Genomic DNA, 25,092 nt, shown 5'->3' on the forward strand with positions numbered 1-25,092 from the left:
GAGGCCGGTAAGCGCTGCGAAGATCACGGGTAGTCTACCGGCCTCTTCGCAGCACAAGGCTGCTCCTACAGGGGGCGCATGAACACAAGCAGTATTAAAGGCTGAACCGCCCCACCATCCCCCGCAACTGCCGCCCCAACTGCTCCAGCTCCCCGCTCGACGCCGCCGTCTGTTCACTGGCCGCGCTGGTCTGGTCCGACACATCGCGCACATTAAGCACACTGCGGTTGATTTGCTCGGCCACCACGCTTTGCTCTTCACTGGCCGTGGCGATCTGTTGGTTCATGCCCTGAATACTCGACACCGTGTCGGTGATCTGCCCCAGCGCATGCCCGGCCTTGCGGCTCAGCTCCACGCTCTGCTCGGTCAGGCTCTTGCTGCTGTCCAGTAAACGGTTCACTTCGTCAGTACCGCTGTGCAGGCTGTCGATCAGCTGCCCAATTTCTTCGGTTGCCGTAGAGGTACGCTGGGCCAAACCCCGCACCTCATCGGCCACCACGGCAAAGCCACGCCCGGCTTCACCGGCCCGTGCCGCTTCGATCGCCGCGTTCAAGGCAAGCAGGTTGGTCTGTTCGGACACCGACTTGATCACATCGAGGATGCTGCCAATGCGTTGGCTCTCGCCCGCCAGGTGCTGCATGGCCGCCAGGCAATGGTCCATCTGCCCGGCCAGTTGCTCGATGCGGCCGATGGCTTCGGCCACCACCTGATCGCCCATCTGCGCCTGCTGGTCGGCGTTGGTCGCGGCCATGGAGGCCTGCTCGGCATTTTGCGCGACTTCCTGCACCGTCGCGCTCATCTGGTTCATGGCGGTGGCCACCTGGTCGGTTTCTTCGCGTTGCTGGCTGATGCGCAGCTTGGTGTCTTCGCTGCTGGCCGCCAGCTGTGAGGCCGCCTGCGACAGGTGGCCGACACCCTGGTCGATGCCGCCGATCAGCTCGCGCAGGCTCACGGTCATGTCGCGCATGCTGGACTGCAACTGGCCCATCTCGTCGCGGCGCAGCACCGGCTCGACCTGGCTCAGGTCGCCCTTGGCGATACGGGCGGCCAAGGTCAGCGTCTGGCGCAGCGGTTGGGTGATCTGCAAGGTGATCAGCCAGGCGGCGAGCACGCCGACCAGAAGCGCCAGTACGGCCACGCTGGTCAGCAACGAGCGGGCGGCCAGGGCTTCGCTGTCGCGTTGTTCGACTTTGCGCTCGCCCAGCTCCACGCTGACGGCGCTGAGTTCATCGCCCATCTTTTCCATATTGCCTTGCAACTGCTCGACCCGTATGGCGACGCTACGGTACTGGTCCAGGCTGGCGCGGTAGTTGGCCAGTTCGGTGCCGGGTTGTTCGGTCAATGTGCGCGACAGGCCCAAGGGCGCAAGGTCCTTGAGCAACTGCCCCAGGCTGCTGTCGGCGGCATTCAAGGCAGCATCACCGACCTTGGCGAAGTCTTCGACGGGCGAGAAGGTATACGCCGGCACCAGGCTCTGCTGGTTGGCAACGTCGACGTGACGGCTAAGGGTGTCCATCAGGCCCAATAGGCCGCTTTGCCGGCTATCGTCGGGCATCTTCAGCAAAGCCTGGGTCTGCAGCTCATCGATGACGTCGTTGAGTTTCTGTTCCTGTGCCTGCATCGCGTCGCGCCGCGCTTGGCGTTGGCCGACCAGGCGTTGCAGTTCAGCGAAGTCGTCGCGCACACGCTGCAGCAGCTGCAGTTTCTGGGTGAGCATCTGGCGTGAGTCATCGACGTTGCTGCGCTGCTGCAGGGTGCTCAGCATGCCTTCCAGCTGATCGAGGATGCGCACGATACGCGACTTGCTGGCGTCATCACTGAGCACGCGGTAGGTGATGCGCTCTGCGCGAAGGTCTTTGACCAGGTCGTTGATCAGGCCGATTTCGCTGAGTTGCTCTGAACGGCTGATGGCGCCATCCAGCGCGCGCCAACCGCTGAGGGTGGTGGCCAGGGTAAGCAGCAAGACCACGGCGAAGCCGAGGGCGAGCTTGGCGCCGACACCGATGTTGCCGAGCCTGCGGTTAAGGTAACCGAGCATGGTGATTCTCCGTCCATTTGAGAGAGGTCGTGCGGGCACAATGCCGGCATGACACTCCTGCCCATCGGCAGCGGAGGTGTAGGACTTGACCTGAAAATCAGGTAGGAAATTTCGCTGTAACTGGTAGGAAGGCTCTGCCTGTGCCGGCCTCTTCGCGGGTGAACCCGCTCCCACAGGGGTAGCGCTTTACCTGTAGGAGCGGGTTTACCCGCGAAGAGGCCAGCACACGCGCCGAAAATTGCTGATCAGAGCCGGAACCGTCCGACCAACCCTTGCAGGTGCGTACCCAACCGCGCCAACTCGACACTGGAACTGGCCGTCTCTTCACTGGCCGCCGACGTCTGGTCAGAGATGTCCCGCACATTCATCACGCTGCGGTTGATCTCCTCGGCCACGGCGGTCTGTTCCTCTGCCGCTGTGGCAATTTGCTGGTTCATCGCCTGGATCGACGACACGGTCCGGGTGATGGTCTCCAGCGAGCCGCCCGCGCGGCGGGTCAGCTCAACGCTGCTGTCGGTCAGCTGGCGGCTGTTGTCCATCACGCTGGCCACGCGCTGGGTGCCGCTTTGCAGGCCGGCAATCAATTCTTCGATTTCTGCGGTCGACTGCTGCGTGCGCTGGGCCAGGCTGCGCACTTCGTCGGCCACCACGGCAAAGCCCCGCCCGGCTTCACCTGCGCGTGCCGCTTCGATTGCCGCGTTAAGGGCCAGCAGGTTGGTCTGCTGGGCCACCGACTTGATCACATCAAGGACGCTGCCGATCTTGTCGCTCTCGGCCTTGAGCTGGTTCATCGCTTCGCTGGAGTTGGCCACTTCGCAGGCCAGGCGTTCGATCTGCGCCACCGCTTCGCCCACCACCCGGTCGCCCTCGCGGGCCTGCTGGTCGGCCATCAGGGCCGCTTCCGAGGCCTGCTCGGCGCTACGCGCCACCTCGTGCACGGTGGCGGTCATTTGGTTCATGGCCGTCGCCACCTGGTCGGTCTCGACCTTCTGGTTGTTGACCCCGGCGCTGGTCTGCTCGGTGACCGCCGACAGCTCTTCGGCAGCGCTGGCGATCTGCGTGACGCCGTCGCCGATGCCGCCGATCAGTTCGCGCAAGCCTTGGGTCATGCGCTGCATGCTGGCCTGCAGTTGGCCCAGCTCGTCGCGGCGCTGCACCTGCAGGTCATGGCTCAGGTCGCCATTGGCCACGCGCTCGGCAGCACTCAGGGTCTGGCGCAGCGGGATGATGATCTGCCGGGTGATCGCCCAGGCCGCCAGCAGGCCCAGGGCCAAGGCCAAGGCGGTGGCGGCGGCGAGCAGGGTTTTGGCTTGGGTAGCGCTAGCGTCGCGCACTGCGGTTTGCGACGTGGTCATTGCCTGGCTGGCTTGCAGCAACACCGTGCCTTGGTCGGCCATGTGTTGCAGCGCTTGCTCGCTGGCCGTCTGCGCGTTGCTGAACTGGTTGACCGCATCACGGTAGCCGGCCATGGCGGTAGCGGCGTCGTCGAGGCTGGCGGCATGCTCTGCGGGCACCTTGGCGGGCAGTGCCTTGAGTTCGGCCAGGGCTGCGTCGATGGCCTTCAGTGCGGTCTGCTGGAACTCGGCGTTGCCGCTGTAGGTGTAACCGCGGACCTGGAAGCGCGCCTGTTGCAGCAGCGCGCTTACCTCGACCGCATGCTGGTATTGGGCGATATCGCCCCCCTTCAGCAGGCCCTGCTGCACGCGACCGACCAGCTCGACGGCCTTGTCGGCACTGTCGCCGAGCACACTGCGGCTGGCCTCGCGGCGCTGGCCGGCCTGCTTCAGGTCGTTGAACGCTTGTTGGTAGATGCGCACCGCCTCGCGTTGTTGTTCGAGGTGCTGACGGTCGGCAGGGTGGTCGATCTGGCCCAGCATCAACGTCACCTGGCGATCGAGGTTGACCAGGGCCTTTTCCAGCTCGGCGACAGCGGCGTCATCGCGGTTGCGCTGGTAATGCTGGCGCGCGATGCGCAGTTCCTGGGTGTACTGCTGGATCACCGAAATATTGCCCAGCTTGTCACCGCGGTCGATGACGCTGTCCAGGCCGTGCCAGCCGGTCAGGGTAATGGCCAGGGTCAGGAGCAATACCAGGCCAAAGCCCAGCCCTAGCTTGCGATTGACGCTTACGTTCCCCAGCGAGTGGGCTAACCATCGGTACATGTTCGACTCTCCGGTAACTTGGCAGCACGGATAATTATTGTGTTGCCAAGGCATCGGCCTGGGAGAGAGAAACTTGATGGGGGGAAAAGACTGACTGATGCGTCAGAAAATGCGCGACAGCAGCGCGGTAACGGCAGTCTCCACGCGCAGGATGCGTTCGCCCAGTTGCACCGGTGCCAGGCCAGCCTTACCCAGCAGCTCGACCTCGTAGGGGATCCAGCCGCCCTCGGGACCAATGGCCAGGGTCACCGTTTGTTCGACGGCGCGCGGGCAGGCGGGGTAGGGGCCCGGGTGACCCACCAGGCCCAGCGTGCCTTCGGCAATGGCGGGCAGGCGGTCTTCGACGAAGGGCTTGAAGCGCTTCTCGATGATCACCTCGGGCAGCACGGTGTCGCGTGCCTGCTCCAGGCCCAGGATGAGGTTTTCACGAATGCTGTCCGGGTTCAGAAATGGCGTTTGCCAGAAGCTCTTCTCGACCTTGTAGCTGTTCACCAGGATCAGGCGTGGTACACCCAGTGTGGCGATGGTCTGGAACAGCCTGCGCAGCATTTTTGGCCGTGGCACGGCCAGCACCAGGGTCAGCGGCAGCTTGGCGGGCGGTGGCTGGTCGAAGCCGACCTGCAGTTCTGCCTCGTGGCCTTCCAGGCGCACCACGGTGGCGCGGCCCATCAAGCCGTTGATCTGGCCGACGCGCAGGCTATCGCCCACCGCGACCTTGTGGATCTCCTGCATGTGGGTGAAACGCCGGTCGGCCAGCACCACGCGGTCGGCCGCGATGAAATCGGCTTCTTCGAGTAGCAGCAGGTTCACGGTTGCGTCGCTGGCGGCTGGTCGTTGTGATCGTTGGCCGCTTCATCGTGCGCACCGCGCTTGCGGATCAGGCTGCCACACAGCACGCCGACCTCGAACAACAACCACATGGGCACGGCCAGCAGGGTCTGCGAGAAGATGTCTGGCGGGGTCAGGACCATGCCGACCACGAAGCAGCCGATGATCACGTAGGGGCGGACCTTCTTCAGGTACTTCACGTCGACCACGCCGATCCACACCAGCAGCACCACGGCGACCGGGATCTCGAAGGCGACGCCAAAGGCGAAGAACAGGGTCATGACGAAGTCGAGGTAGCTGGCGATGTCGGTCATCATCGACACACCCTCGGGCGTGGCGCTGGCGAAGAAGCCGAAAATCAGCGGGAACACCAGGAAATAGGCGAAGGCCATGCCGGCGTAGAACAGGAAGATGCTCGACACCAGCAGCGGTATGGCGATGCGTTTTTCGTGGCGATACAGCCCAGGTGCGATAAAGCCCCAGATCTGCTGAAGGATGAACGGGATCGCCAGGAACAGCGAAACGATCATGGTCAGCTTGAACGGCGTGAGGAACGGCGAGGCCACGTCGGTGGCGATCATCGTTGCATTGGCCGGCAGGTGGTCGCGCAGCGGCGCGGACACCAGGGTGTAGATCTGCTGGGCGAAAGAGAACAACCCGGCAAAGATCAGGAAGATGACGGCGACACAGCGCAACAGGCGGGTGCGCAGTTCAGTCAGGTGCGAGACCAGCGGCATGGGCTGGTCGTGTTCCGGATTTTCGCTCATGGGGCTCGCGGCGGTTGTGGCGGTTCAGAGGGGGCGGCCGGCGCTGTCGGGGCGGCCGGCGTAGCGTCTGGCGTGGCTTCGAGCCCAGCAGGCGGCTGCACCGTGGCCGTGGTGACAGGGGGCTGCACCGGTGGCGTCTGCGGGTTGAGGATGCGCCGGGCTTGCTCTTCCATTTGCAGGATGTGCTCGTTGTGCAGCTGGCGACGGATATCGTCGGCGCCGATCTCGCGCTCGACTTCCATCTTGATGCTGTTGAAGCTGCGCTTGAGGCGGCCGATCCACAGCCCTGCCGTGCGCGCGGCGCCGGGCAGGCGCTCGGGGCCGAGCACCAGCAAGGCGACGAGGCCTACCAGCAGCAACTCACTGAAACTGATGCCGAACATGGGTCAGTCTTTCCGCTGCGGCTCTTGGACCGGCTGGGCCTGGCCTTCGATGGTGTGGCCCTGAGGCTGTTGTGCAGTGTTCTGCACTGGTGGCACGGGCTGGGCAGGCGGCGGGGTCTGCTCGGCCGGCTTGTTTTCTTCGTCGTTCATGGCCTTGCGGAAGCCTTTGATCGACTCGCCGAGGTCGCTGCCGAGGTTTTTCAGCTTCTTGGTGCCGAACACCAAAACGACGACGACCAGCAGGACAATCCAATGTTTCCAGTCAAAGATACCCATGTTGCTCTCCTAGAATTCTATACAGTCAGGCGGAAGGTTGACGCGCAGCCTTCTCGTCATGCCCGGAAAGCCCGAAACGGCGCTCCAGTTCATCGAGCACGGCCTGTGGGTGTTGCCCCAACGCGCTGAGCATGACCAAGCTATGAAACCACAGGTCGGCGGTTTCATAGATGACATCGCTGTAATCCTTGCTGACAGCGGCGTCCTTGGCGGCGATGATCGTTTCGATAGACTCTTCGCCGAGCTTTTCGAGGATCTTGTTCAAGCCCTTGTGATGCAGGCTTGCCACGTAGGAGCTGTCGGGTGCCGCGTGCTTGCGTTGTTCCAGCACTTCGGCCAGGCGGTTGAGGGTGTCGCTCATGTCAGTGTCCTGCGCTATAAATGGCGTCCGGGTCTTTCAGGACCGGGTCGACGGTTTTCCACTGGCCGTCTTCGAAGACGCGGTAGAAGCAGCTTTCGCGGCCGGTATGGCAGGCGATATGGCCCAGTTGCTCGACCATCAGGATGATCACGTCGGCATCACAGTCCAGGCGCATTTCGTGCAGTTTTTGCACATGGCCAGATTCCTCGCCCTTGCGCCACAGCTTGCCACGCGAGCGCGACCAGTAGATGGCGCGTTGCTCGGCGGCGGTCAGGGCCAGGGACTCGCGGTTCATCCAGGCCATCATCAGCACGCGTCCGGTCTTGTGGTCCTGGGCAATGGCCGGTACCAGGCCATCGCTGTTCCACTTGATCTCGTCCAGCCAGTCTTTCATCGTCCACTCCAAAACGGGCCCGCTCCTGTGCCGGGCCCTTTGCGCTAGTGTGCCAGCCAGCGGGCCGGCTGGCTATTGGCGCACGATCAGGTAAAGGCCGGCGGCCAGCATCAGCCAAGCTGGCCAAGCGGCCGGAGCGGCCAGGCTGGCGGCCTCGGCGGCGCCGGCGGCCAGCACCGCGCCACCCCCCAGCAAGCCCGCGCCCAGCAGGCGCAGCGCCCAGCGGTCGCCTTGGCGGCGGCGCTCCGGCATCTGCGGGTCGTGCAGGTGCGGTTGCGACAGGCGTTCGAGCAGGTCGCGGGTCATGCCGGCCAGGTGCGGCAGCTGCTCGGCCTGGCTGTACAGGTTGCCGACCATGGCCTTGGGGCTGTAGCGCTCGCGCATCCAGCGTTCCAGGAACGGCTTGGCGGTGCTCCACAGGTCCAGGTCCGGGTAGAGCTGACGGCCGAGGCCTTCGATGTTGAGCAAGGTCTTCTGCAGCAGCACCAGCTGAGGCTGGACTTCCATGTTGAAGCGCCGGGCGGTCTGGAACAGGCGCATCAGCACCTGGCCGAAGGAAATATCTTTCAACGGTTTTTCGAAGATCGGCTCGCACACCGTACGGATCGCCGCCTCGAATTCGTTGACCTTGGTGTGCGCCGGCACCCAACCCGAATCGATGTGCAGTTGCGCAACACGGCGGTAGTCACGCTTGAAGAAGGCAAACAGGTTGCGCGCCAGGTAGTCCTGGTCTTCCGACGTGAGGCTGCCGACGATGCCGCAGTCGATGGCGATGTACTGCGGGCTCCACGGCTTGACCGTGCTGACGAAGATGTTGCCGGGGTGCATGTCGGCATGGAAGAAGCTGTCGCGGAACACCTGGGTGAAGAACACCTCCACACCGCGTTCGGCCAGCAGCTTCATGTCGGTGCGCTGGTCGGCCAGGGTCGCCATGTCGGTGACCGGCACGCCGTAGATACGCTCCATCACCAGCACCTTGGGCCGGCACAGGTCCCAGTACACCTGGGGCACGTACATCAGCTCGGAGCCTTCGAAGTTGCGCCGCAGTTGGCTGGCGTTGGCCGCCTCGCGAAGCAGGTCGAGTTCGTCGTAGATGGTCTTTTCGTAGTCGTTGACCACCTCCACCGGGTGCAGGCGGCGGGCGTCGGCAGACACCCGCTCGGCGCCCTTGGCGATCAGGAACAACCAGGCCAGGTCTTGAGCGATGACCGGCTTGAGGCCCGGGCGGACCACCTTGACCACGACTTCTTCGCCGCTTTTCAGGCGGGCGGCGTGTACCTGGGCCACCGAGGCCGAGGCCAGCGGCTCGACGTCGAAGCGGCTGAACACCTCGCCAACCTTGGCGCCGAGCTGTTCTTCGATCAACGCCACGGCCTGTTTCGGGTCGAACGGCGGCACGCGGTCTTGCAGCCCCATCAGTTCGTCGGCGATGTCGGTGGGCAGCAGGTCGCGGCGGGTGGACAGCAGTTGACCGAACTTGATGAAAATCGGCCCCAGGTCCTGCAGCGCCAGGCGCAGGCGCGCACCGCGGCTGAGCGCGGAGGGCTTGCGCGGCAGCCAGCGCCAAGGCATCAGCAGGCGCAGGCTCATCAGCCACCAGGGCAGGGGCAGGTCGAACAACAGGTCATCGAGACGGTAGCGGATCACCACACGCTGGATGCGAAAGAGACGGCGGACGGCGAGCAGCTTCATGCGTTATCGCTGGTATCAAGGGATCGGGAGAGGCGCTGCAGGCGCGCCTCGAGGCGTTCTATATCGACCTTCAGGGCATCGAGCTCGCTGAAGGCGGCTTCGGCTTCGCGTTTGCCCACCAGGGTGCGCGACTCTTCGGCCAGGTACTCGGAGAGGTTTTGGCTGAAACGCGTCAGGCCTTGGCGGGTCCAGCGCGCACGCAGGCGGAGGTGGCCGGCCAGCAACGCCGTGGCCACCGGGCCGAGCCAGCGCTGCAGCTCGTGCTCCCAGTCCAGTTCGAGGTCTTGCAGCACGCCGAACAGGTCGAGCAACACAGCGCTGTCGCCATGCAGTTCGACCTGTGGGCTGTGCAGCACGGCGGTCTTGTCCTTGGCCAGGGCCAGTTGCGCCAGGCTGCCGGCAGGGGCGCGCAGGCTGCAGTCGACCTCGCCCTCCCAGTGCGCGGCCAGCATCAGGCCGTCTTCATCGGGCAGGATGAACACCTGCAGGGCCGGCTGACGGCAATCGATCTCGATGACCTTGCCTTCGAGCGCGGCCAGCCGCGGCAGCGCCGTGCTGTCCATGCGCAGGACGCGGTTCAGGCCATGTTCGACGCTGGCGAGCAGCCCGGCCAGCAGCATCAGGGCTTGATTCCCCGGTGCACGGCGACGATACCGCTGGTCATGTTGTGGTAGGTGACGCGGTCGAAGCCGGCGTCGACCATCATGGCCTTGAGGGTTTCCTGGTCGGGGTGCATGCGGATCGATTCAGCCAGGTAGCGGTAGCTTTCCGAGTCGTTGGTGATCAGCTTGCCGGCCAGTGGCATGAAGGCGAACGAGTAGGCGTCATAGGCCTTGGACATCAGCTTGTTGGTCGGCTTGGAGAATTCCAGTATCAACAGGCGGCCGCCGGGCTTGAGCACGCGCAGCATCGAGCGAATGGCTTGGTCTTTGTGGGTGACGTTGCGCAGGCCGAAGGCGATGGTCACGCAGTCGAAGTGGTTGTCCGGGAACGGCAGCTTCTCGGCGTCGGCCTGGACGAACTCGATGTTGCCGGCCACGCCACGGTCGAGCAGGCGGTCACGGCCGACCTTGAGCATCGAATCGTTGATGTCGGCGAGCACTACCTGCCCGGTCGGGCCTACAAGGCGCGAGAACTTGGCGGCCAGGTCCCCGGTACCGCCGGCGATGTCCAGCACGCGGTTGCCGCTGCGCACGCCCGACAGCTCGATGGTGAAGCGCTTCCACAGGCGGTGCATGCCGCCGGAAAGCACGTCGTTCATCAGGTCGTACTTGGCGGCCACGGAGTGGAACACCTCGGCGACTTTCTTCGCTTTCTGGCTCTCCGGTACGTCCGTGTAGCCAAAATGGGTGGTGGGTTCGGCGTGTTCGCCTTTGCGCTGGTCGTTCATATCGCTTCACCGGAAAAAATTACCGCCATTCTAGGGCGAATGGGCGGATTTGTCTTGGCGGGGTGTGCCAGGGGGCAGGGGCGGGCATAATGCTGATTATGTCTTCATACCCAGGATCACCCGCATGACCCAGATCAGCGTCGAACGCAAACATTCCCTCGGCCGCGAGGCTGCCCGCGCCAAGGCCGAGGCGCTGGTAGAAAAGCTCAGCCGCGAATATGACCTCAAGGCCACCTGGAACGGCGACCGCGTCGACGTCGCGCGCAGCGGCGCCAACGGCAGCGTGCAGATTGGCGAAGACACCATCCGCGTCGAGCTTAAGCTCGGCATGATGCTGTCGATCATGGGCGCTAGCATCAAGAGCGAGATCGAGCGGGCGCTGGACAAAGCCCTGGCCTGACACCAGGGCTGTGCTGTTGACCGGCCCGTCAGTGGGCCGGAAAGGGGATGATGCCCTCTATCTGGTCCAGGCGCAGGTCGCCGCGGTAGATGTCGATCCGTTCAGCCGCTGTATGGGCGTGCTCAAGCCTGACTTCGCGCGCCTTTTCGGCCCTGCTGGCACGCGCGGGGCGCGGCTCCCAGTGCTTCAGGTGGCCTTTGACGAAGGTGCGGGGCGCCGCGTCGGCGCTGCGGTAGTGGAAGTGAGCTTCCCACAGCACCGCATTGGGCACCTGCACGTCCTTGATCTGGTAGACGTCCAGGTAGTCGTTGGCGGTGCGCAGCGGCTTACGCGATGTGCTCAGGGCGATCTCGATCCGCTGTTGCTGATACAGGTAACGTAACGCACTGCTGTCCGGGTGGCGGGTGTTGAGGTAGGCGTCGGTGAGCAGTCGGCGTTTTTCGGTGTTCAGCGAGGCGATGGCATCGCGCAGTTGGCTAGCCAGGCCTTCGGACGCCCGGTCATCGGCGGCGCTTACGTGCTGCTCGACCTTGCGCATGTCCTCGATCTGCCAATCCATGAGGTCGGCCAGGCTGTTCGGCTCGTTCGCGTAGCGCGCTGCCAGCGCGACCCGGTCACTCACGTGCGCCAGCAGGTGTTGCGCGCGACTGCGCAGCTGTGCGGTGTCTTGCGCGGCGGGGCGCTCCTCGCCTGGGACTTCGAACCATTGGCCATTGCGCCGCTCATAGGCGCCCCCAGGTTGCTCGGTGGCCGGGTTGCGCTGAACGGCATGATCGCCTTCCAGGTCCCGCTCGACCAGCACCGAGCGCCCTCGGGAGGTTCGGATCAGGGTGCGTTTGCCGGCCCTGACGCGGTGGGTCAGCTGTCGCGCAGGGGACGATGTGCCCTGTTCGGCATTCATCAAGGCGGTGCTCAAGTCGGATTCTGCCAGGCGCTCCAGGCCCGTCATCGCATCGATGTAGGCTTGCAGCATCGTGGTGTCCACCGCAGGTGCGGTGAACGATTGCATGTACCGGGCCCTGCCGATGACGGCCCGGTAAACGCGCAGGGCGTTGCCCAGCACCTCCGCTTGTTGGTCGGCAGGCAGGTTGGCAGAGGCAACGCCATCGTGGCTCCACAGCGCTGCTGACAGGTCCGTGTCGCTCAGGCTGTTTTGCAAGGGCAGCAGGTCAATGGCCGCTTCGGCAGTGAGCAGGGTCTTGTCCAGTGTCAGGTAAGCCAGGTCGCTGACAATCTGTGCGCGGACGATCAACGACGAGTAAGGGCGCAGCTTGATGGCGCGTTCGATCTTGGCTTTCTTGTCCGGGTAGGCGATTCGGGTATCGCTGAGCACGTCGGAAAGCGTTTTATCCAGCCGCTCGCTGACCACGAGCAGGCGGCGGCTGACCTTCAGCGCGTCTCGGGTCGATTCGCGAAATACAGCGTGTCGGCCCCTCTGCTCATCACTGTCAGGCACCCCACGCAAGCCCACGGATTGCTCCTGCAAGTGTTCGTGGTCGACCAGTTCGAGCAGGCGCCGCACCAGCAGCATGTCATTGTCGATGGCGGCTTCTGTCCAGTTGCTGAGCCGGCGTGCAGTGGCGCCCGAACGGTCGTACTTCAGGTAGCGAGGCTCGAGCATCTGCCGGTAGAGGTCGGCGTTGGCATGCAGCAAGCTGGCCTGCTTCTCCAGGTACAGCGACCCCGCGGCGATCTGCGGCACGTGCTGCCTGCGCATTTCCAGCACTGCCTGGCGCTGCACTCGGAGTGCCGGTGGAAGTGCCTTGACGTCGGGTTTGGGCAACGCATTGAACGCCAGGCTGAACGCGGCCGCCTCGTCGTCAAAGGCTTCAAGCTCGATGCGGTTGCGCTCCATGAAGGGTTCGAGCTGGGTCAGTTTGTCCTGGTTGGCTTGACCGGTCGCTTGCAGTGCATCGTAGTGCTGGCGATTCTGCGCGGTGACGGCTTCTCGGGTTTTTGGCATGCCGCCGGCCAAGTGCAAGTCCAGGACCCATTCGTCATTCCAGCGCCGCAGCCAAGGGCCTTTGCTGCGTTCGCGCCCGACAATGTAGTAGCCGTCGGGCGCGCCGCCCCAACGTGTGTGCCATTCGCCCTGGCTGGTGTCCGGGCCGATGATCTGGATTCCGCCCCAGGTTTCCTGCACCTCGTAGGCTACGTCCTGCAGGTTCACGTAGAGCCGCTCTTGCACCGTGTACAACCCGCGTAGGCGGCCTTGTGTTTCAGCGGCATGGCCTTGCAGGGAAACGCCTGCGCGCAGTTCACCCAGGCGCTGGCGGGCGTGGGAGGGCAAATTGCCCACCCGCTGGCTGTTGTGCCAACGGCTCACACTGACGTGGCCGGGGCGTTGCGCCTGGTGGGGCTCGACCCAGTCCGCTGTCTTGGGTGCCTCAACGGTAACCGGCGTGGAGGGCGTTCTGCGGGCGGGGCCTTCCAGGGCCATGGCGTCCACCGCTGCCGAGCTGACCCCCGCATGCGTTGGGGCTGTGGGGCCCTGCATCAACAACAGGGCCAGGTTGGTCAGCACATCTGCCGCTGCCAAGGCCTGTTCTTCCGCGCTGCCATCGGACAGGGCGGGCAGGTCATCCTTGAGCGTTGCCACGGCGGCGACCAGCCAGGCCAGCATGGCCGCAGGGCCACGTAGCAGGGGCGTGACCGTGTTGAACACGACCCAGCCGCACTGCACGATCAAGGCCCAGCGCTGTTGCGCATTCGAGCGGCTCTGCCGGGAGGCCAGCAGTAGCATTGTCTGAATGCGTGCGTTGTAGAGGTGGTTATCCAAATCTTCCAGCCAAGGGGTGTGAACGGCTGTAACAGGGACCCTGAGGCGTTCCACCAGGGTGTCTACCAACGCCGACTGCGTGCCAATCAAGTGCGCCAGGGCCGAGAGGCGGCTATGCAGGTGCGGACGTTCGAATCCGCCGTGCTGGTAGATGCCCCTGGCGTCGTCATCCATCCAGGCCAGCAGCTGTTGCTGCAACGCCTGATCAGCCCGTATCTGCGCCATCAGGCTGTCCAGGCTGGCAAACTCTGCCACGGCGTCATCCGCGAACAGAGGGCGATACAGGACCCAGCGCTGGTTGGCCTTTACCTTGATCAGGAACATGCCGTGCACCGTGTTGCCTTCGGAGGCACCCGGTGCAGGCAGAAACGCCAGTGGCGCAATGCTGAGCGCATCAGGTGACGCTTGATTGGCACGGCAGAAATCGACGATTGCCTGGCAGGCCTGTGCGCTGAGCTTGGCTTCGATCCTGGCCCTGAGCGCGGCGAACTGCAGGGTGCTGCGCCATTCCGTGGCATGGCGCTGGAGGCGGCTGACCTTGAGCGTGGCGTCTTGCAGTTGGTGGGCGACATAAGCGGGGTAACGCCCGCCGACATCCACGGTCGAGATCAAGCGGTTGACGTAATCCAGGTTCAGCCAGCTGCCCAGAGGCCGTGCGTGGGTGTCGAGCAGGCCGGACGCTACTTCGTCGCTGCCTGTGTGCAGGCGTGCAATGGCCAGTTCCGTCAGGGTCATGCTTTTCAGGTAGTTCAATTGCGCGGGGCCGGACGACGACAGCGGTACCACCACCGAGATCTGCACGAGCAGCTGGTCGGGGTCTTGCGGTGTTTCGGCTGGGAAGTCCGCGCGCATCTGCTCGCGCAGCCGGCGAGCGGCATAGCGGCCCAGGGTTTCTATTGCGTCGAACGACGTCCTGCCCTGGGCGTGCGCCTGGCTGGCGGCGAGCTCAAGCAGGGCTTCGGCGTACAGCAGGTGGCCGGTGCTGTCTGCTTGATTCAGCCAGGTGGGCAGGCTTAGCAGTGGCTGCTCGGTGCTTGGCAGGGGCAGGTCGAGGAAATGGGACGAAGGGTCGCTCAAGGTGCTGAAGGCCTCCTCAAGCGCGGGGACGCTGGTGAGCGTGGACAACCGCAGGCGGCCGACCCTGTCGAGGATGCCATTGAGTAGTTCAGTGGACTGGAAAGCGAACGGGTCTGTGTTCAGTGGTTGCTGTGCCCAGCGCAGCGTGTCGAATTGATACTGCTGCGCCAGTGCGTCGCGAAGGGCCTCGGCGAAGGCCGCAAGGTCAACGTAGCTGCGTACCGCGCCTGAAGGTTTGCACCACAGCACCATCCCGGCTTCGGCGATGATCAACAGGTCCGGTAAGGCCTGGGGTGGATGCTCATCGAGGGTGACCTGCAGCCGGTTGATCGCCAGTGCGCTGGCAGTGCCGTTGACCACACCATACAGCACGGCTTTCACCGGTTCGGGCAAGCCCTGCCGTTCCACGCCCAGCAGCAGGGCGGCTTTCAAGGTCTGCGCCAACCTGTGCACATGGGACAGGCCCGATGTGGCGTCGCTTGCAGCCCAGAAACCAATCTGTGCCTGTTGAAAGGCTTCGGTCAGGGCCGCCAGCAGTTCGTCGAAGTCGCGGTTGAGGTTGGCCATGTTCAGGCTGACTTCGGGCTGGGCGTTGGGGCCGACACCAGCCGCCTGCGGCAGAAACGGCAGGGGCGGCGCGATGCTGAGCACGTCTGTGTGCGTGAGGGCCATGCCTTTGCCCGTCAGAAAATGGTCGAGCAGCGTGTTTACCAGGGGGACCTGTGCCGGTTGCTTGCCTGCGCCGTGGATGAGCGTGAAGGGCTCGAGGGACTGCAACTGCGGGTGGTTGCGGGTGATCCAGGGGTAGCGGTTGGCCAGGATCGTCAAACCGGCCTTGGCAACCACCTCGCGCAGCGTGGGGCGTTGGGCGAATTGGCTGGCTACCCGTTGCTTGAACGTGGTGGGCTGCAAGGGTGGGGACGCAGGCATGAGGTGTGAGCTCCGGTGGCGGGAATGCTCGCACGCTAGCGCCGATGCCTGCGGCGGCGGCGGTACATGTTTGGCCCCCTTATGCCGCGTGAGCTTAGGGTGAGGTTTCTAATTTTCTTCCCTACCTTATGCTCAAGCCCAACCTCCATGGGCAGTTCCTCTCCACTCATGAGCATGAGGTACAGAGCATGGCCAAAGTGAATGTGAAGAAAAAGGACGACGCTCCAGGCACCCTGGGCGAAGTGCGCGGTTACGCGCGCAAGATCTGGCTGGCAGGTATCGGCGCCTATGCCCGCGTCGGCCAGGAAGGTTCCGAGTACTTCAACGAGCTGGTCAAAGCCGGCGAAGGCGTTGAAAAACGTGGCAAGAAGCGCATCGACAAAGAGCTCGATGCGGCCAACAACCAGCTGGATGAAGCGACCCAGGAAGTCAGCCGCGTACGCGGCAAGGTCGAAGTTCAACTCGACAAGATCGAAAAAGCTTTCGACGCACGGGTTGGTCGCGCCTTGAATCGCCTTGGCATTCCGTCTAAACATGACGTTGAGGCGTTGTCCATCAAGCTTGAACAGCTGCACGAGCTGCTTGAGCGCGTCGCGCACAAACCATAAGGAGAGCAGGATGGCTGGCAAGAAAAATTCCGACAAAGAAAGCAGCTCCTGGGTCGGCGGGATCGAGAAGTACTCCCGCAAGATCTGGCTGGCGGGCCTGGGGATCTATTCGAAGATCGACCAGGACGGCCCGAAGCTGTTCGATACGCTGGTGAAGGACGGCGAGAAGGCCGAGAAGCAGGCGAAGAAGACCGCCGAAGACGTGGCTGATAGCGCCAAGGCGTCGACCACGTCGCGCGTGTCCGGCGTGAAAGATCGCGCGCTGGGCAAGTGGAGCGAGCTTGAAGAAGCGTTCGACAAGCGCCTGAACAGCGCCATCTCGCGCCTGGGCGTACCAAGCCGCAATGAGATCAAGGCGCTGCACCAGCAAGTGGACAGCCTGACCAAGCAGATCGAGAAACTGACCGGTGCCTCGGTCACGCCGATCTCCAAGGCGGCTGCGAGCAAGGCCGCTGCCAAGCCACTGGCCAAGGCGCCTGCCAAACCTGCTGCGAAAACCGCAGCAGCCAAGCCGGCGGCCAAAGCGGCTGCGGCAAAACCAGCGGCTAAACCTGCTGCGAAAACCGCTGCTGCCAAGCCTGCGGCCAAACCTGCTGCGGCCAAGCCTGCAGCGGCGAAGAAACCGGCAGTGAAGAAGGCCCCGGCCAAACCGGCCGCCGCCAAACCGGCAGCACCTGCGGCCAGTGCGGCACCGGCTCCGACTGCTACAGCTGCAGCGCCAGCGCCAAGCGCGGCACCGGCCAGCAGCACACCGTCGGCAGCGACCGGTACCGGTACCCTGATCTAACCGCGTCGCCTTCTTCGCGGGGCAAGCCCGCTCCCACAGATTCAGCTCAGCTTGCAAACCCTGAGCTGGGTCTCTGTGGGAGCGGGCTTGCCCCGCGAAGAGGGCACCGCCGATGCGGCACTACCCCTCCAGATACCGCACCGCCAACTGCTCCGCCGCCGCCCGGGCCTGGGCCTGCAGATGCGGCGCCACCAGCATCATCACCTGGTACACCACGATCCCCACATCCCCCTCCCGCCCCAGCACGCGCTGGTAATCCAGCGAGAACATCAGTGTCAGGGTGATCTGCTCCACCAACTGCCCCAGCGCCTGAGTTTCGCTCACCACCTGCCCCTGGCCCTTGAGGCTGGCCAGCAACGCGGCAAGGGTTCGCTTCAGTGCGTTGATCAGGCTGCGCATGCCGCGGGCCAGCTTCGGCAGGCGCCCGGTCAGGTTGGACAGGTCCTGGAACAGGAAGCGGTACTGGGCCATGCGCTCGACGATCAGGTGCAGGAACAACCAGTAGTCCTCGGCCTCCAGGCGCACTTCAAGCGGTGGGTCGAGCAGCGGCATCAGCGCTTCTTCGAAACGCTCGAACAGCCCCAGCACCACCGGTTCCTTGCCATGGAAGTGGTAGTACAGGTTGCCAGGGCTGATGCCCAGTTCGTTGGCGATCTCCAAGGTCGAGACATTCGGTTCGCCTTGCTGGTTGAACAGCTGCAGGGCGCATTCAAGGATACGGTCGCGGGTCTTCATCCGGGCGGTGTGCTCATCGGGTCAGGACATAGGTGCCTGGCGCAGGGCCCAGCGGCGGATAGGTGGCATTGCCAAGCGTGGTGCGTGGCGCTTTCAGCGGGCCGGAGCGGGGGGTGACCCACTCCAGCCACAAAGGCCACCAACTGCCTTCGCTGCGCTGCGCGTCGTGGAACCAGGCACGCGGGTCGCTGGACAGCTTCGGGTTGGCCAGGTAGTAGGCCTTGGGGTTGCCAGGCGGGTTGATGATGCTCTGGATATGCCCGCTGTTGGCCAGCACGAAGCGTCGGTCGCCGCCCAGCAGCATGGCTGAGCGGTACACGGCATCCCACGGGGTAATGTGGTCGTTGCTGCCGGCCACGGTGAAACTGTCGAGGTCGACCTGCTTAAGGTCGATGGGCGTGCCACACACCTCAAGGCCTGCCGGGTGGGTCAGCGGGTTGTGCTTGAAGAAGTCCAGCAGGTCGCCATGCAGCGCCGCCGGCAGGCGTGTGCTGTCGGCGTTCCAGTAGAGGATGTCGAAGGCGGGCGGGGTCTTGCCGAGCAGGTAGTTGTTGACCCAGTAGTTCCAGATCAAGTCATTGGGCCGCATCCAGGCGAAGATCCGCGCCACCTCGGCGCCGTCCAGCACGCCGCGCTGGTACGAGCGGCGCTTGGCCGCCTCGATCGTCTGCTCGTCGGCGAACAGGCTGGCGGGGCTTTCGAACTTGCTGTCCAGCAGGCTGACCAGGTACGTGGCGCTGCGCACTCGGCGCAACTGGTGCTTGGCTTGCAGGTGGCCTTGGAGCGCTGCCATGGTCAGGCCGCCAGCGCAGGCGCCCATCAGGTTGGGGTCGCGGTTGCCACTGATGCTGCGGCACGCGTTAAGCGCTTCTTCCAGGGCCTGAACGTAGCTCGACAGCCCCCACTCGCGGTGCCGTGGGTCGGGGTTGCGCCAACTGACCATGAACACCTGCAGGCCGTTCTTGAGCATGTACTGGACAAAGCTGTTGGTCGAGCTGAGGTCGAAGATATAGAACTTGTTGATCTGCGGCGGCACCACCAGCAGTGGGCGGGCGTGCTGTTTTTCGCTCATCGGCTGGTACTGGATCAGCTCCAGCAGTTCGTTGCGAAACACCACGGCGCCTGGGGTTGCCGCGACGTTGCCACCCACTTCGAAGGCGCGTTCGTCCACCTGGCGAGGCAAGCCATCATTGTGGCGCAAGTCGTCAAGCAAGTGCGCCACGCCACGCACCAGGCTTTGCCCGCCGGTGTTGAGCAGCTCCTTCACGGCCAGTGGGTTGAGCAGCGAATTGCTGGGCGCCAGGGCATCGTTGATCAGCGTGAACAGAAACTGCGCGCGGGCGCGGTCATCGTCGTCCAGGTGGCTTTCATCGATCCACAGGCGGGTCTGCTTCTGCCAGGCCAGGTAGGCTTGCAGGCCGCGCCGGTAGAACGGGTTCTGGCTCCAGGTCGGGTCGCTGAAGCGGGTGTCTCGCGGGCTCGGCTGGTAAGGGGTATCGCCGAGCATCACGCGGCCCAGTTGGCCGCTCAGGGCCAGCAGGTGGCGGGCGGTATGCAGCGGGTTGCGCAAGCCATGACGGCCGACACTGCGCAACGTGGAAATCAGGTCGCGACCGCGCAGGCCGAGGATGGCGTTCTGCACGTTCATGCTGGTGGCGGGAAGCGTTGGCGTTCCTTTGGCCGGTTTGTCTTTCATGGCAACACTCCCTCGTCTTGACCCTTGGCGCCTGCTGGCCCCGTCGCGGGCGAACCCGCCCCTACACGCCCGAAGCCGGGCGCGGATGCATGACCGCGCGCTGACGCTCTTGCTGGAGGAACTTCATGATGATCGGGGCGACGGCCTCGGCCCGGGTGATCAGAAACAGATGGCCGTCGTCGATAATGTGTAGCTGGGCATTGGGAATCCGCCAGGCCAGCAGGCGCATGTTGATCAGCGGGATCAACGGGTCGTCGTCGCCAGCCAGTACCAGGGTGGGCTGCTGGATCTTGTGCAGCCAGTGAATGCTGGTCCAGCCAAGCCCGGCGAACAGTTGCCAGTAGTAGCCCAGCTTGCCGCCGGAGCGCACCTTGGCTGCGTGTCGCATGGCCAGGTCCGGGTCGCGGCGAAAGCCACCGCCGTAGATCAGCGGGGCGATGCGGATTACATGCGAAGGCTGGATGTAGCGCCGGGGGCTGGCCATCATCCACAACACCTTGGGCTTGCCCGGCACCATCACCGCGCCGGCAGCCGTGGCGGCCAGTACCAGCTTCTTGCAGCGCTCGGGGTAGTCGTGGGCAAACTGCTGCGCCAGGGCGCCGCCCCACGACACGCCGATCACATTCACCTGGCCGTAGTCGAGGTAATCGAGCATGCGTGCCGTGAGCTTGGCCAGCCCCGGAAAGCGATAGGGCTGGCGTGGCGTCGACGAGCCGCCTACGCCCGGTACGTCGAAGGCGATGACTTCCAGGTCCGGGTCCAGCGCTTCGATGAACGGAAACACCAGCTCCAGGTTGGCGCCGATGCCGTTGAAGATCAGCAGCGGCGTCAGGTGCGGCTTGCCCGGGCGCACGGCAGTGCGGATGGACTGGTTGTCCAGTTCGACGGTCCTGAAGATATAGGGTGACGGCATGCGCGTGGCTCTGTGGTGAAGTGAACACCGTGGCCCACCCGCAGGTGGCCACGGCGCTGCAACTCAACGTTCGTGAACGTAAGTGCCCGGAGATGCCTCGCCAGCGGCATAGGCGCGGTTGCCCAGCCGGGTTGGCGCTTTTTTCAGGTCGCCGGCACGGTCGCCCAGCCAGTTTTGCCAGTGCAGCCACCAGGAGTCGGCATGCTTGGTCGCGTTTTCCTGCCAGGCCACGGGGTCGCCCGGGCGATCGGCGCCGGTCATGAAGCGCGCCTTGGGGTTGCCCGGTGGGTTGAGGATGCTCTGGATGTGGCCGCTGTTGGACAGCACGAACTCGATCTTGCCGCCAAACAGGTGCGCCGAACGGTAGCAGGACGGCCACGGGGTGATGTGGTCGTTGGTGCCGGCCAGGCTGTAGATGTCGCAGGTGACCTGCTTCAGGTCGATCGGCGTGCCGCACACTTCCAGTGCACCGGGGCGGGTCAGTGGGTTGCTTTTGAACATCTCGATCAGGTCGCCATGGAAACCAGCCGGCAGGCGCGTGGTGTCGTTGTTCCAGAACAGGATGTCGAACACCGGCGGCTCGTTGCCGAGCAGGTAGTTGTTGACCCAGTAGTTCCAGATCAGGTCATTGGGGCGCATCCAGGCGAACACCTTGGCCATCTCGCTGCCTTCGAGCACGCCGGCCTGGTAGGAGTGGCGCTTGGCGGCTTCGAGGGTCTGTTCATCGACGAACAGCGCGACCTGGGTGTCCATGGTGGTGTCCAGCACGCTGACCAGCAGGGTCAGGGCATTGACCTTGTTTTCGCCCAGGGCGGCGTAATGGCCCACCAGCGCGGTGCAGGTGATGCCGCCAGAGCAGGCGCCGAGCATGTTCAGGTCTTTGCTGCCGGTAATCGCCAGCACGGCATCGACCGCTTCCTTGAGCGCATCGATGTAGGTCGACAGGCCCCACTCGCGCTGGGCCTTGGTCGGGTTGCGCCAACTGATGATGAAGGTCTGCTGTTGTGAGCGCAGGCAGAAGCGCGCCAGGCTTTTTTCCGGGCTCAAGTCGAACACGTAGAACTTGTTGATCTGCGGCGGCACCACCAGCAGTGGCCGCGCATGCACCTGTTCGGTGATGGGGCTGTACTGGATCAGCTCCAGCACGTCGTTGCGGAACACCACGGCGCCGTCGCTGGTGCCCAGGTTCTTGCCCACTTCGAAGGCGTCCATGTTCACCTGGCTGGGCATGCCACCGTTGTTGACCACGTCCTTGGCCAGGTTGGACAGGCCATCGAGCAGGCTTTTGCCACCGGTTTCGAAGAAGCGCTTGACCGCGGCCGGGTTGGACAAGGTGTTGGTCGGCGCCATGGCCTCGGTCATCAGGTTGATGACGAACTGCCCGCGGCTGATGTCCTGGGGTGACAGGTCGCTGTTGCCGATCCACTCCTGCAGCTCCTTGCGCCAGGCCAGGTAGGTTTGCAGGTAGCGGCGGTAAAGGGGGTTGTTGCTCCAGGCCGGATCGTTGAAGCGGCGGTCGTCGCTTTCGGGGGTGAGGCTGGATTTGCCCAGCAGCACGTTCTTCAGCTCCAGGCCGAAGTGCGCCACGTGCTTGGCGCTGTGCAAAGGTTGGCGCACGGCCTGGCGCAGCACGGTGCGTGCCGAGCTCAACAGGTCCTTGCGGCGGATGCCGATGACCGGGTTCAGCCCCAGGGTGTTCTCCGAGGCCTGCCGCTGCAACTCATCGTTGTTCTTGTTACTCATCTGCGACGCTCCGTTGTCCAGAGACGAGTACCGGTTGCCTGTGGCGCTTGCACAGTCCAGAGCCCGGTACTGCTACTCGGGTGACCAGTGATAAGGAACAGCGGTGCTGCGGGCCGGATGCATTCGGCGATGAGCTGCGGGGAATTCTGCGTGTGAAGACAGCCTGCTTTCGCTCGCGACCTCTACATACCGGCCAGGCCCTGATTGCCTTCAAGGCGATGCAGGGAACTTGCCAGCTCCATTGGTTACCCGACTTTCATGTAATGCGCAAGACAGCCCGTCACTGAGCTGCCTGTAGGGGCATTCAAGCAGATGAGATTAGAAAATGCGCTCTAAACGTTCGAGGGCTTGCGCTAGAGCATGAGTTTCACGACCGATTCGGCCGGATCGCGGGATTTTCCGGCCTTGTGCAGCTCGTCGAGGTACTCGGCCCACAGCTGTTCCTGGCGCAGGCACAGTTGCTCGAGGTACTCCCAGGTGAACAAGCCGCTGTCATGGCCGTCGTCGAAGGTCAATTTCAGTGCATATTGGCCGGCGGGTTCGAGGCCAGCGAGGCCGACGTTGACCTTGCCAACTTGCAGGATGGGGTTGCCGTGGCCCTGGACCTCGGCGGAAGGGGAGTGCACGCGCAGGAATTCGGCGGGCAGGTGGTAGACCTCGTTGGGGCCGTAGGTAAGGCTCAAGGTCTTGGAGGCTTTGTGCAGGTTGATGGCGGTAGGCAGGCGGGCCATGGGCTGAATCTCTCGGGAGCTGATGCTGCAAGCTTCCAGCTTCTGAGGGAGGGATTCAAGCTTGATTGGGGCTGCTTTGCAGCCCATTCGCGGCACAAGGCCGCTCCTACAGGTACACCGCTGCATTCAGTGTAGGAGCGGCCTTGTGCCGCGAATGGGCCGCAAAGCGGCCCCATACGGTCTTACAGGATATAGCGCGACAGGTCTTCGTTCTGCGCCAGCTCACCCAGGTGGCTGTTCACATAACCCGCATCGATCTGGATCGGCGTTTCATCGTGGGTGCTGGCCAGGTCACCGGCACTGAACGACACCTCTTCGAGCAGGCGCTCAAGCAGGGTGTGCAGGCGGCGGGCACCGATGTTCTCGGTTTTCTCGTTGACCTGGTAGGCGATCTCGGCCAGGCGCTTGATACCGTCGGTGAGGAACTCGATGTTCAGCCCTTCGGTTTTCAGCAGTGCCTGGTACTGCTCGGTCAGCGAAGCGTGCGGCTCCTGCAGGATGCGCTCGAAGTCTTCTGGGGTCAGTGCCTTGAGTTCGACACGGATCGGCAGGCGGCCCTGCAGCTCAGGCACCAGGTCGCTTGGCTTGCTCAGGTGGAACGCACCCGAGGCAATGAACAGGATGTGGTCGGTTTTGACCATGCCCAGCTTGGTGTTGACGGTGCAGCCTTCGATCAACGGCAGCAGGTCGCGCTGGACACCTTCGCGGGACACATCGGCGCCGCCGACATTGCCACGCTTGGCCACTTTGTCGATTTCGTCGATAAACACGATACCGTGCTGTTCAACAGCTTCCAGGGCCTTGGCCTTGAGTTCTTCTTCGTTGACCAGGCGGCCCGCTTCTTCTTCGCGGACCATCTTCAGCGCTTCTTTGACCTTGAGCTTGCGCGCCTTGCGCTTGCCCTTGCCCATGTTGGCGAACAGGCTCTGCAGCTGGTTGGTCATCTCTTCCATGCCAGGCGGCGCGGCGATTTCGACACCTACGGCGTCAGCCACTTCGATCTCGATTTCCTTGTCGTCCAGCTGGCCTTCGCGCAGGCGCTTGCGGAACAGCTGGCGGGTGTTGGAATCGCTGCTGGTCTGCGCGGCTTCTTCGCTGAAGCTGGTCACCCGCGCCTGCGGCAGCAGGGCATCGAGGATGCGGTCTTCAGCGGCGTCTTCGGCGCGGTGGCGCACGCGGATGATTTCCTGCTCGCGGAGCATCTTCAGCGCGGCATCAGCCAGGTCGCGGATGATCGATTCGACATCACGGCCGACGTAGCCGACTTCGGTGAACTTGGTCGCTTCGACCTTGATGAACGGCGCGTTGGCCAGCTTGGCCAGGCGGCGAGCGATTTCGGTCTTGCCGACACCGGTCGGGCCGATCATCAGGATGTTTTTCGGGGTCACCTCGGCGCGCAGCTCGGTCGGCAGCTGCATGCGCCGCCAGCGGTTGCGCAGGGCGATGGCCACGGCGCGCTTGGCGTCGTCCTGGCCGATGATGTGGCGGTTGAGTTCGTGAACGATTTCGCGGGGGGTCATGGACATGATGAAAATGGTCCTCAAGCAGAGCAATCAGTGTGGGAAAGTCCCGCCCTGGGCGGGACGCCAAAACAACTGATCAGTCGGCCAGGTCCTGCTCCTCGATGGTCAGGTTGTGGTTGGTGAATACGCAGATGTCACCGGCGATGTTCAGCGCGGTCTCGGCAATTTCGCGGGCCGAGAGGTCGGTCTTGTTCAGCAGGGCGCGGGCGGCGGCCTGGGCGTAGGCGCCACCGGAACCCATGGCGATCAGGCCGTCTTCGGGTTCGACCACATCGCCGTTACCGGTAATGATCAAGGATGCATCCTTGTTGGCCACGGCCAGCATGGCCTCCAGGCGGCTCAGGGAGCGGTCGGTACGCCATTCCTTGGCCAGCTCGACGGCGGCACGGACCAGGTGGCCCTGGTGTTTCTCCAGTTGCCCTTCAAAGCGTTCGAACAGGGTGAAGGCATCGGCGGTGGCACCGGCGAAGCCAGCAATGACCTGGCCGTGGTACAGGCGACGGACCTTTTTGGCGTTGCCTTTCATCACGGTGTTGCCGAGGGAAACCTGGCCGTCGCCGCCCATGACGACTTTGCCGTTACGGCGGACAGAAACGATGGTGGTCAAGGGGAGAGTCTCCACGCAGCGGGGCGAAAGTGCCTGATGCAGACTCATATGGGGGTGGGGGGAAGGATTTCAACCTTGGGGGATGAGCGGTTGAGCTTGGCGGGCACATTTGTGCTGGCTCATTCGCGGGGCAAGCCCGCTCCCACAGGTTCTGCGCTTGCCTTGATGATGCGAAGATCCTGTGGGGGCTGGCAGGCACATTTGTGCTGGCCCATTCGCGGGGCAAGCCCGCTCCCACAGGTTCTGCGCTTACCTTGATGATTGCGAAGGTC

22 protein-coding genes are annotated in these 25,092 nt (G+C 63.9%); 3 read left to right on the forward strand and 19 right to left on the reverse strand.

The genetic code is table 11. The annotated features are described in order from the left end of the window. Window positions 1–94 precede the first annotated feature (94 nt). The 11 genes from OO306_RS24190 to ubiE form a co-directional block, all read right to left on the reverse strand. On the reverse strand, window positions 95–2,038 hold the full coding sequence (locus OO306_RS24190; RefSeq protein ID WP_027592408.1) for a methyl-accepting chemotaxis protein: 1,944 nt from the start codon (window positions 2,036–2,038) through the stop codon (window positions 95–97). A gap of 245 nt (window positions 2,039–2,283) precedes the next feature. Next, a complete protein-coding gene (locus OO306_RS24195; protein ID WP_265970097.1) occupies window positions 2,284–4,200 on the reverse strand; it encodes a methyl-accepting chemotaxis protein in 1,917 nt (638 codons plus the stop codon). A gap of 102 nt (window positions 4,201–4,302) precedes the next feature. Next, window positions 4,303–5,010, reverse strand: a complete 708-nt coding sequence (locus tag OO306_RS24200; RefSeq protein ID WP_265970098.1) for a 16S rRNA (uracil(1498)-N(3))-methyltransferase — start codon at window positions 5,008–5,010, stop codon at window positions 4,303–4,305. Further along, window positions 5,007–5,795: a twin-arginine translocase subunit TatC gene (gene tatC, locus OO306_RS24205; protein ID WP_027592411.1), complete on the reverse strand. Its 789-nt coding sequence runs from the start codon at window positions 5,793–5,795 to the stop codon at window positions 5,007–5,009. Before tatC ends, OO306_RS24200 begins: the two co-directional genes overlap by 4 nt. Continuing rightward, window positions 5,792–6,178: a Sec-independent protein translocase protein TatB gene (gene tatB / locus OO306_RS24210; RefSeq protein ID WP_027592412.1), complete on the reverse strand. Its 387-nt coding sequence runs from the start codon at window positions 6,176–6,178 to the stop codon at window positions 5,792–5,794. Before tatB ends, tatC begins: the two co-directional genes overlap by 4 nt. Window positions 6,179–6,181: 3 nt before the next feature. Continuing rightward, window positions 6,182–6,454, reverse strand: a complete 273-nt coding sequence (locus tag OO306_RS24215) for a twin-arginine translocase TatA/TatE family subunit (RefSeq protein ID WP_099430648.1) — start codon at window positions 6,452–6,454, stop codon at window positions 6,182–6,184. Between the two features lie 25 nt (window positions 6,455–6,479). Next, window positions 6,480–6,815: a phosphoribosyl-ATP diphosphatase gene (locus tag OO306_RS24220; protein ID WP_099430647.1), complete on the reverse strand. Its 336-nt coding sequence runs from the start codon at window positions 6,813–6,815 to the stop codon at window positions 6,480–6,482. A 1-nt stretch (window position 6,816) separates the two neighbouring features. Next, window positions 6,817–7,209 (reverse strand): phosphoribosyl-AMP cyclohydrolase, encoded by a 393-nt coding sequence (gene hisI / locus OO306_RS24225; RefSeq protein WP_027592414.1) that lies wholly within the window; start codon window positions 7,207–7,209, stop codon window positions 6,817–6,819. Window positions 7,210–7,281: 72 nt separating this feature from the next. Beyond that, window positions 7,282–8,901, reverse strand: a complete 1,620-nt coding sequence (ubiB, locus tag OO306_RS24230; protein ID WP_099430646.1) for a ubiquinone biosynthesis regulatory protein kinase UbiB — start codon at window positions 8,899–8,901, stop codon at window positions 7,282–7,284. Then, window positions 8,898–9,521, reverse strand: a complete 624-nt coding sequence (locus tag OO306_RS24235) for an SCP2 domain-containing protein (RefSeq protein ID WP_099455558.1) — start codon at window positions 9,519–9,521, stop codon at window positions 8,898–8,900. Before OO306_RS24235 ends, ubiB begins: the two co-directional genes overlap by 4 nt. Then, window positions 9,521–10,291, reverse strand: coding sequence for a bifunctional demethylmenaquinone methyltransferase/2-methoxy-6-polyprenyl-1,4-benzoquinol methylase UbiE (ubiE, locus tag OO306_RS24240; protein ID WP_099430644.1), 771 nt, complete (start codon window positions 10,289–10,291; stop codon window positions 9,521–9,523). Before ubiE ends, OO306_RS24235 begins: the two co-directional genes overlap by 1 nt. A 124-nt stretch (window positions 10,292–10,415) precedes the next feature. Between ubiE and OO306_RS24245 the strand changes: the two genes are divergently transcribed. Then, window positions 10,416–10,691 (forward strand): polyhydroxyalkanoic acid system family protein, encoded by a 276-nt coding sequence (locus OO306_RS24245; RefSeq protein ID WP_027592417.1) that lies wholly within the window; start codon window positions 10,416–10,418, stop codon window positions 10,689–10,691. Window positions 10,692–10,719: 28 nt separating this feature from the next. Here the strand turns inward: OO306_RS24245 and OO306_RS24250 are convergent, their stop codons facing one another. Then, on the reverse strand, window positions 10,720–15,477 hold the full coding sequence (locus OO306_RS24250) for a DUF6543 domain-containing protein (RefSeq protein ID WP_265970099.1): 4,758 nt from the start codon (window positions 15,475–15,477) through the stop codon (window positions 10,720–10,722). 188 nt (window positions 15,478–15,665) lie between these two features. Here OO306_RS24250 and OO306_RS24255 point away from each other — a divergent pair, with 188 nt between their 5' ends. Both OO306_RS24255 and OO306_RS24260 read left to right on the forward strand, forming a co-directional pair. Continuing rightward, window positions 15,666–16,085, forward strand: coding sequence for a phasin family protein (locus tag OO306_RS24255; RefSeq protein WP_027592419.1), 420 nt, complete (start codon window positions 15,666–15,668; stop codon window positions 16,083–16,085). 10 nt (window positions 16,086–16,095) lie between these two features. Beyond that, complete coding sequence (locus tag OO306_RS24260) at window positions 16,096–16,872, forward strand: phasin family protein (protein WP_265970100.1); 777 nt, start codon at window positions 16,096–16,098, stop codon at window positions 16,870–16,872. A 120-nt stretch (window positions 16,873–16,992) separates the two neighbouring features. Here OO306_RS24260 and OO306_RS24265 read toward each other — a convergent pair whose 3' ends face one another. The 7 genes from OO306_RS24265 to hslV form a co-directional block, all read right to left on the reverse strand. Further along, a complete protein-coding gene (locus tag OO306_RS24265; RefSeq protein WP_027592421.1) occupies window positions 16,993–17,607 on the reverse strand; it encodes a TetR/AcrR family transcriptional regulator in 615 nt (204 codons plus the stop codon). Between the two features lie 13 nt (window positions 17,608–17,620). Then, a complete protein-coding gene (gene phaC, locus OO306_RS24270) occupies window positions 17,621–19,303 on the reverse strand; it encodes a class II poly(R)-hydroxyalkanoic acid synthase (RefSeq protein ID WP_099430641.1) in 1,683 nt (560 codons plus the stop codon). 61 nt (window positions 19,304–19,364) lie between these two features. After that, a complete protein-coding gene (gene phaZ, locus OO306_RS24275; RefSeq protein ID WP_099430640.1) occupies window positions 19,365–20,216 on the reverse strand; it encodes a poly(3-hydroxyalkanoate) depolymerase in 852 nt (283 codons plus the stop codon). Window positions 20,217–20,279: 63 nt separating this feature from the next. After that, on the reverse strand, window positions 20,280–21,959 hold the full coding sequence (gene phaC, locus OO306_RS24280; RefSeq protein WP_265970101.1) for a class II poly(R)-hydroxyalkanoic acid synthase: 1,680 nt from the start codon (window positions 21,957–21,959) through the stop codon (window positions 20,280–20,282). Between the two features lie 353 nt (window positions 21,960–22,312). Then, window positions 22,313–22,690 (reverse strand): gamma-butyrobetaine hydroxylase-like domain-containing protein, encoded by a 378-nt coding sequence (locus OO306_RS24285; protein ID WP_099430638.1) that lies wholly within the window; start codon window positions 22,688–22,690, stop codon window positions 22,313–22,315. 182 nt (window positions 22,691–22,872) lie between these two features. Then, the gene (gene hslU / locus OO306_RS24290; protein WP_099430637.1) at window positions 22,873–24,216 is read right to left on the reverse strand and encodes an ATP-dependent protease ATPase subunit HslU; all 1,344 of its coding nucleotides are present in this window, start codon (window positions 24,214–24,216) and stop codon (window positions 22,873–22,875) included. Between the two features lie 73 nt (window positions 24,217–24,289). Then, window positions 24,290–24,820 (reverse strand): ATP-dependent protease subunit HslV, encoded by a 531-nt coding sequence (gene hslV / locus OO306_RS24295; protein ID WP_003249309.1) that lies wholly within the window; start codon window positions 24,818–24,820, stop codon window positions 24,290–24,292. Between the last annotated feature and the right edge of the window lie 272 nt (window positions 24,821–25,092).

The organism is Pseudomonas sp. DCB_AW, from assembly GCF_026240895.1.
Classification (GTDB): Bacteria; Pseudomonadota; Gammaproteobacteria; order Pseudomonadales; family Pseudomonadaceae; genus Aquipseudomonas; species Aquipseudomonas kermanshahensis.

Coding starts and splice junctions, on each gene's coding strand:
- OO306_RS24220 (WP_099430647.1), bottom strand. CDS start 6,815: ATGAGCGACACCCTCAACCGCCTGGCCGAAGTGCTGGAACAACGCAAG.
- phaZ (WP_099430640.1), bottom strand. CDS start 20,216: ATGCCGTCACCCTATATCTTCAGGACCGTCGAACTGGACAACCAGTCC.
- OO306_RS24245 (WP_027592417.1), top strand. CDS start 10,416: ATGACCCAGATCAGCGTCGAACGCAAACATTCCCTCGGCCGCGAGGCT.
- hslU (WP_099430637.1), bottom strand. CDS start 24,216: ATGTCCATGACCCCCCGCGAAATCGTTCACGAACTCAACCGCCACATC.
- OO306_RS24250 (WP_265970099.1), bottom strand. CDS start 15,477: ATGCCTGCGTCCCCACCCTTGCAGCCCACCACGTTCAAGCAACGGGTA.
- OO306_RS24190 (WP_027592408.1), bottom strand. CDS start 2,038: ATGCTCGGTTACCTTAACCGCAGGCTCGGCAACATCGGTGTCGGCGCC.
- OO306_RS24195 (WP_265970097.1), bottom strand. CDS start 4,200: ATGTACCGATGGTTAGCCCACTCGCTGGGGAACGTAAGCGTCAATCGC.
- OO306_RS24260 (WP_265970100.1), top strand. CDS start 16,096: ATGGCTGGCAAGAAAAATTCCGACAAAGAAAGCAGCTCCTGGGTCGGC.
- ubiB (WP_099430646.1), bottom strand. CDS start 8,901: ATGAAGCTGCTCGCCGTCCGCCGTCTCTTTCGCATCCAGCGTGTGGTG.
- OO306_RS24285 (WP_099430638.1), bottom strand. CDS start 22,690: ATGGCCCGCCTGCCTACCGCCATCAACCTGCACAAAGCCTCCAAGACC.
- tatC (WP_027592411.1), bottom strand. CDS start 5,795: ATGAGCGAAAATCCGGAACACGACCAGCCCATGCCGCTGGTCTCGCAC.
- OO306_RS24235 (WP_099455558.1), bottom strand. CDS start 9,521: ATGCTGCTGGCCGGGCTGCTCGCCAGCGTCGAACATGGCCTGAACCGC.
- phaC (WP_265970101.1), bottom strand. CDS start 21,959: ATGAGTAACAAGAACAACGATGAGTTGCAGCGGCAGGCCTCGGAGAAC.
- OO306_RS24255 (WP_027592419.1), top strand. CDS start 15,666: ATGGCCAAAGTGAATGTGAAGAAAAAGGACGACGCTCCAGGCACCCTG.
- ubiE (WP_099430644.1), bottom strand. CDS start 10,291: ATGAACGACCAGCGCAAAGGCGAACACGCCGAACCCACCACCCATTTT.
- tatB (WP_027592412.1), bottom strand. CDS start 6,178: ATGTTCGGCATCAGTTTCAGTGAGTTGCTGCTGGTAGGCCTCGTCGCC.
- hisI (WP_027592414.1), bottom strand. CDS start 7,209: ATGAAAGACTGGCTGGACGAGATCAAGTGGAACAGCGATGGCCTGGTA.
- phaC (WP_099430641.1), bottom strand. CDS start 19,303: ATGAAAGACAAACCGGCCAAAGGAACGCCAACGCTTCCCGCCACCAGC.
- OO306_RS24265 (WP_027592421.1), bottom strand. CDS start 17,607: ATGAAGACCCGCGACCGTATCCTTGAATGCGCCCTGCAGCTGTTCAAC.
- OO306_RS24215 (WP_099430648.1), bottom strand. CDS start 6,454: ATGGGTATCTTTGACTGGAAACATTGGATTGTCCTGCTGGTCGTCGTC.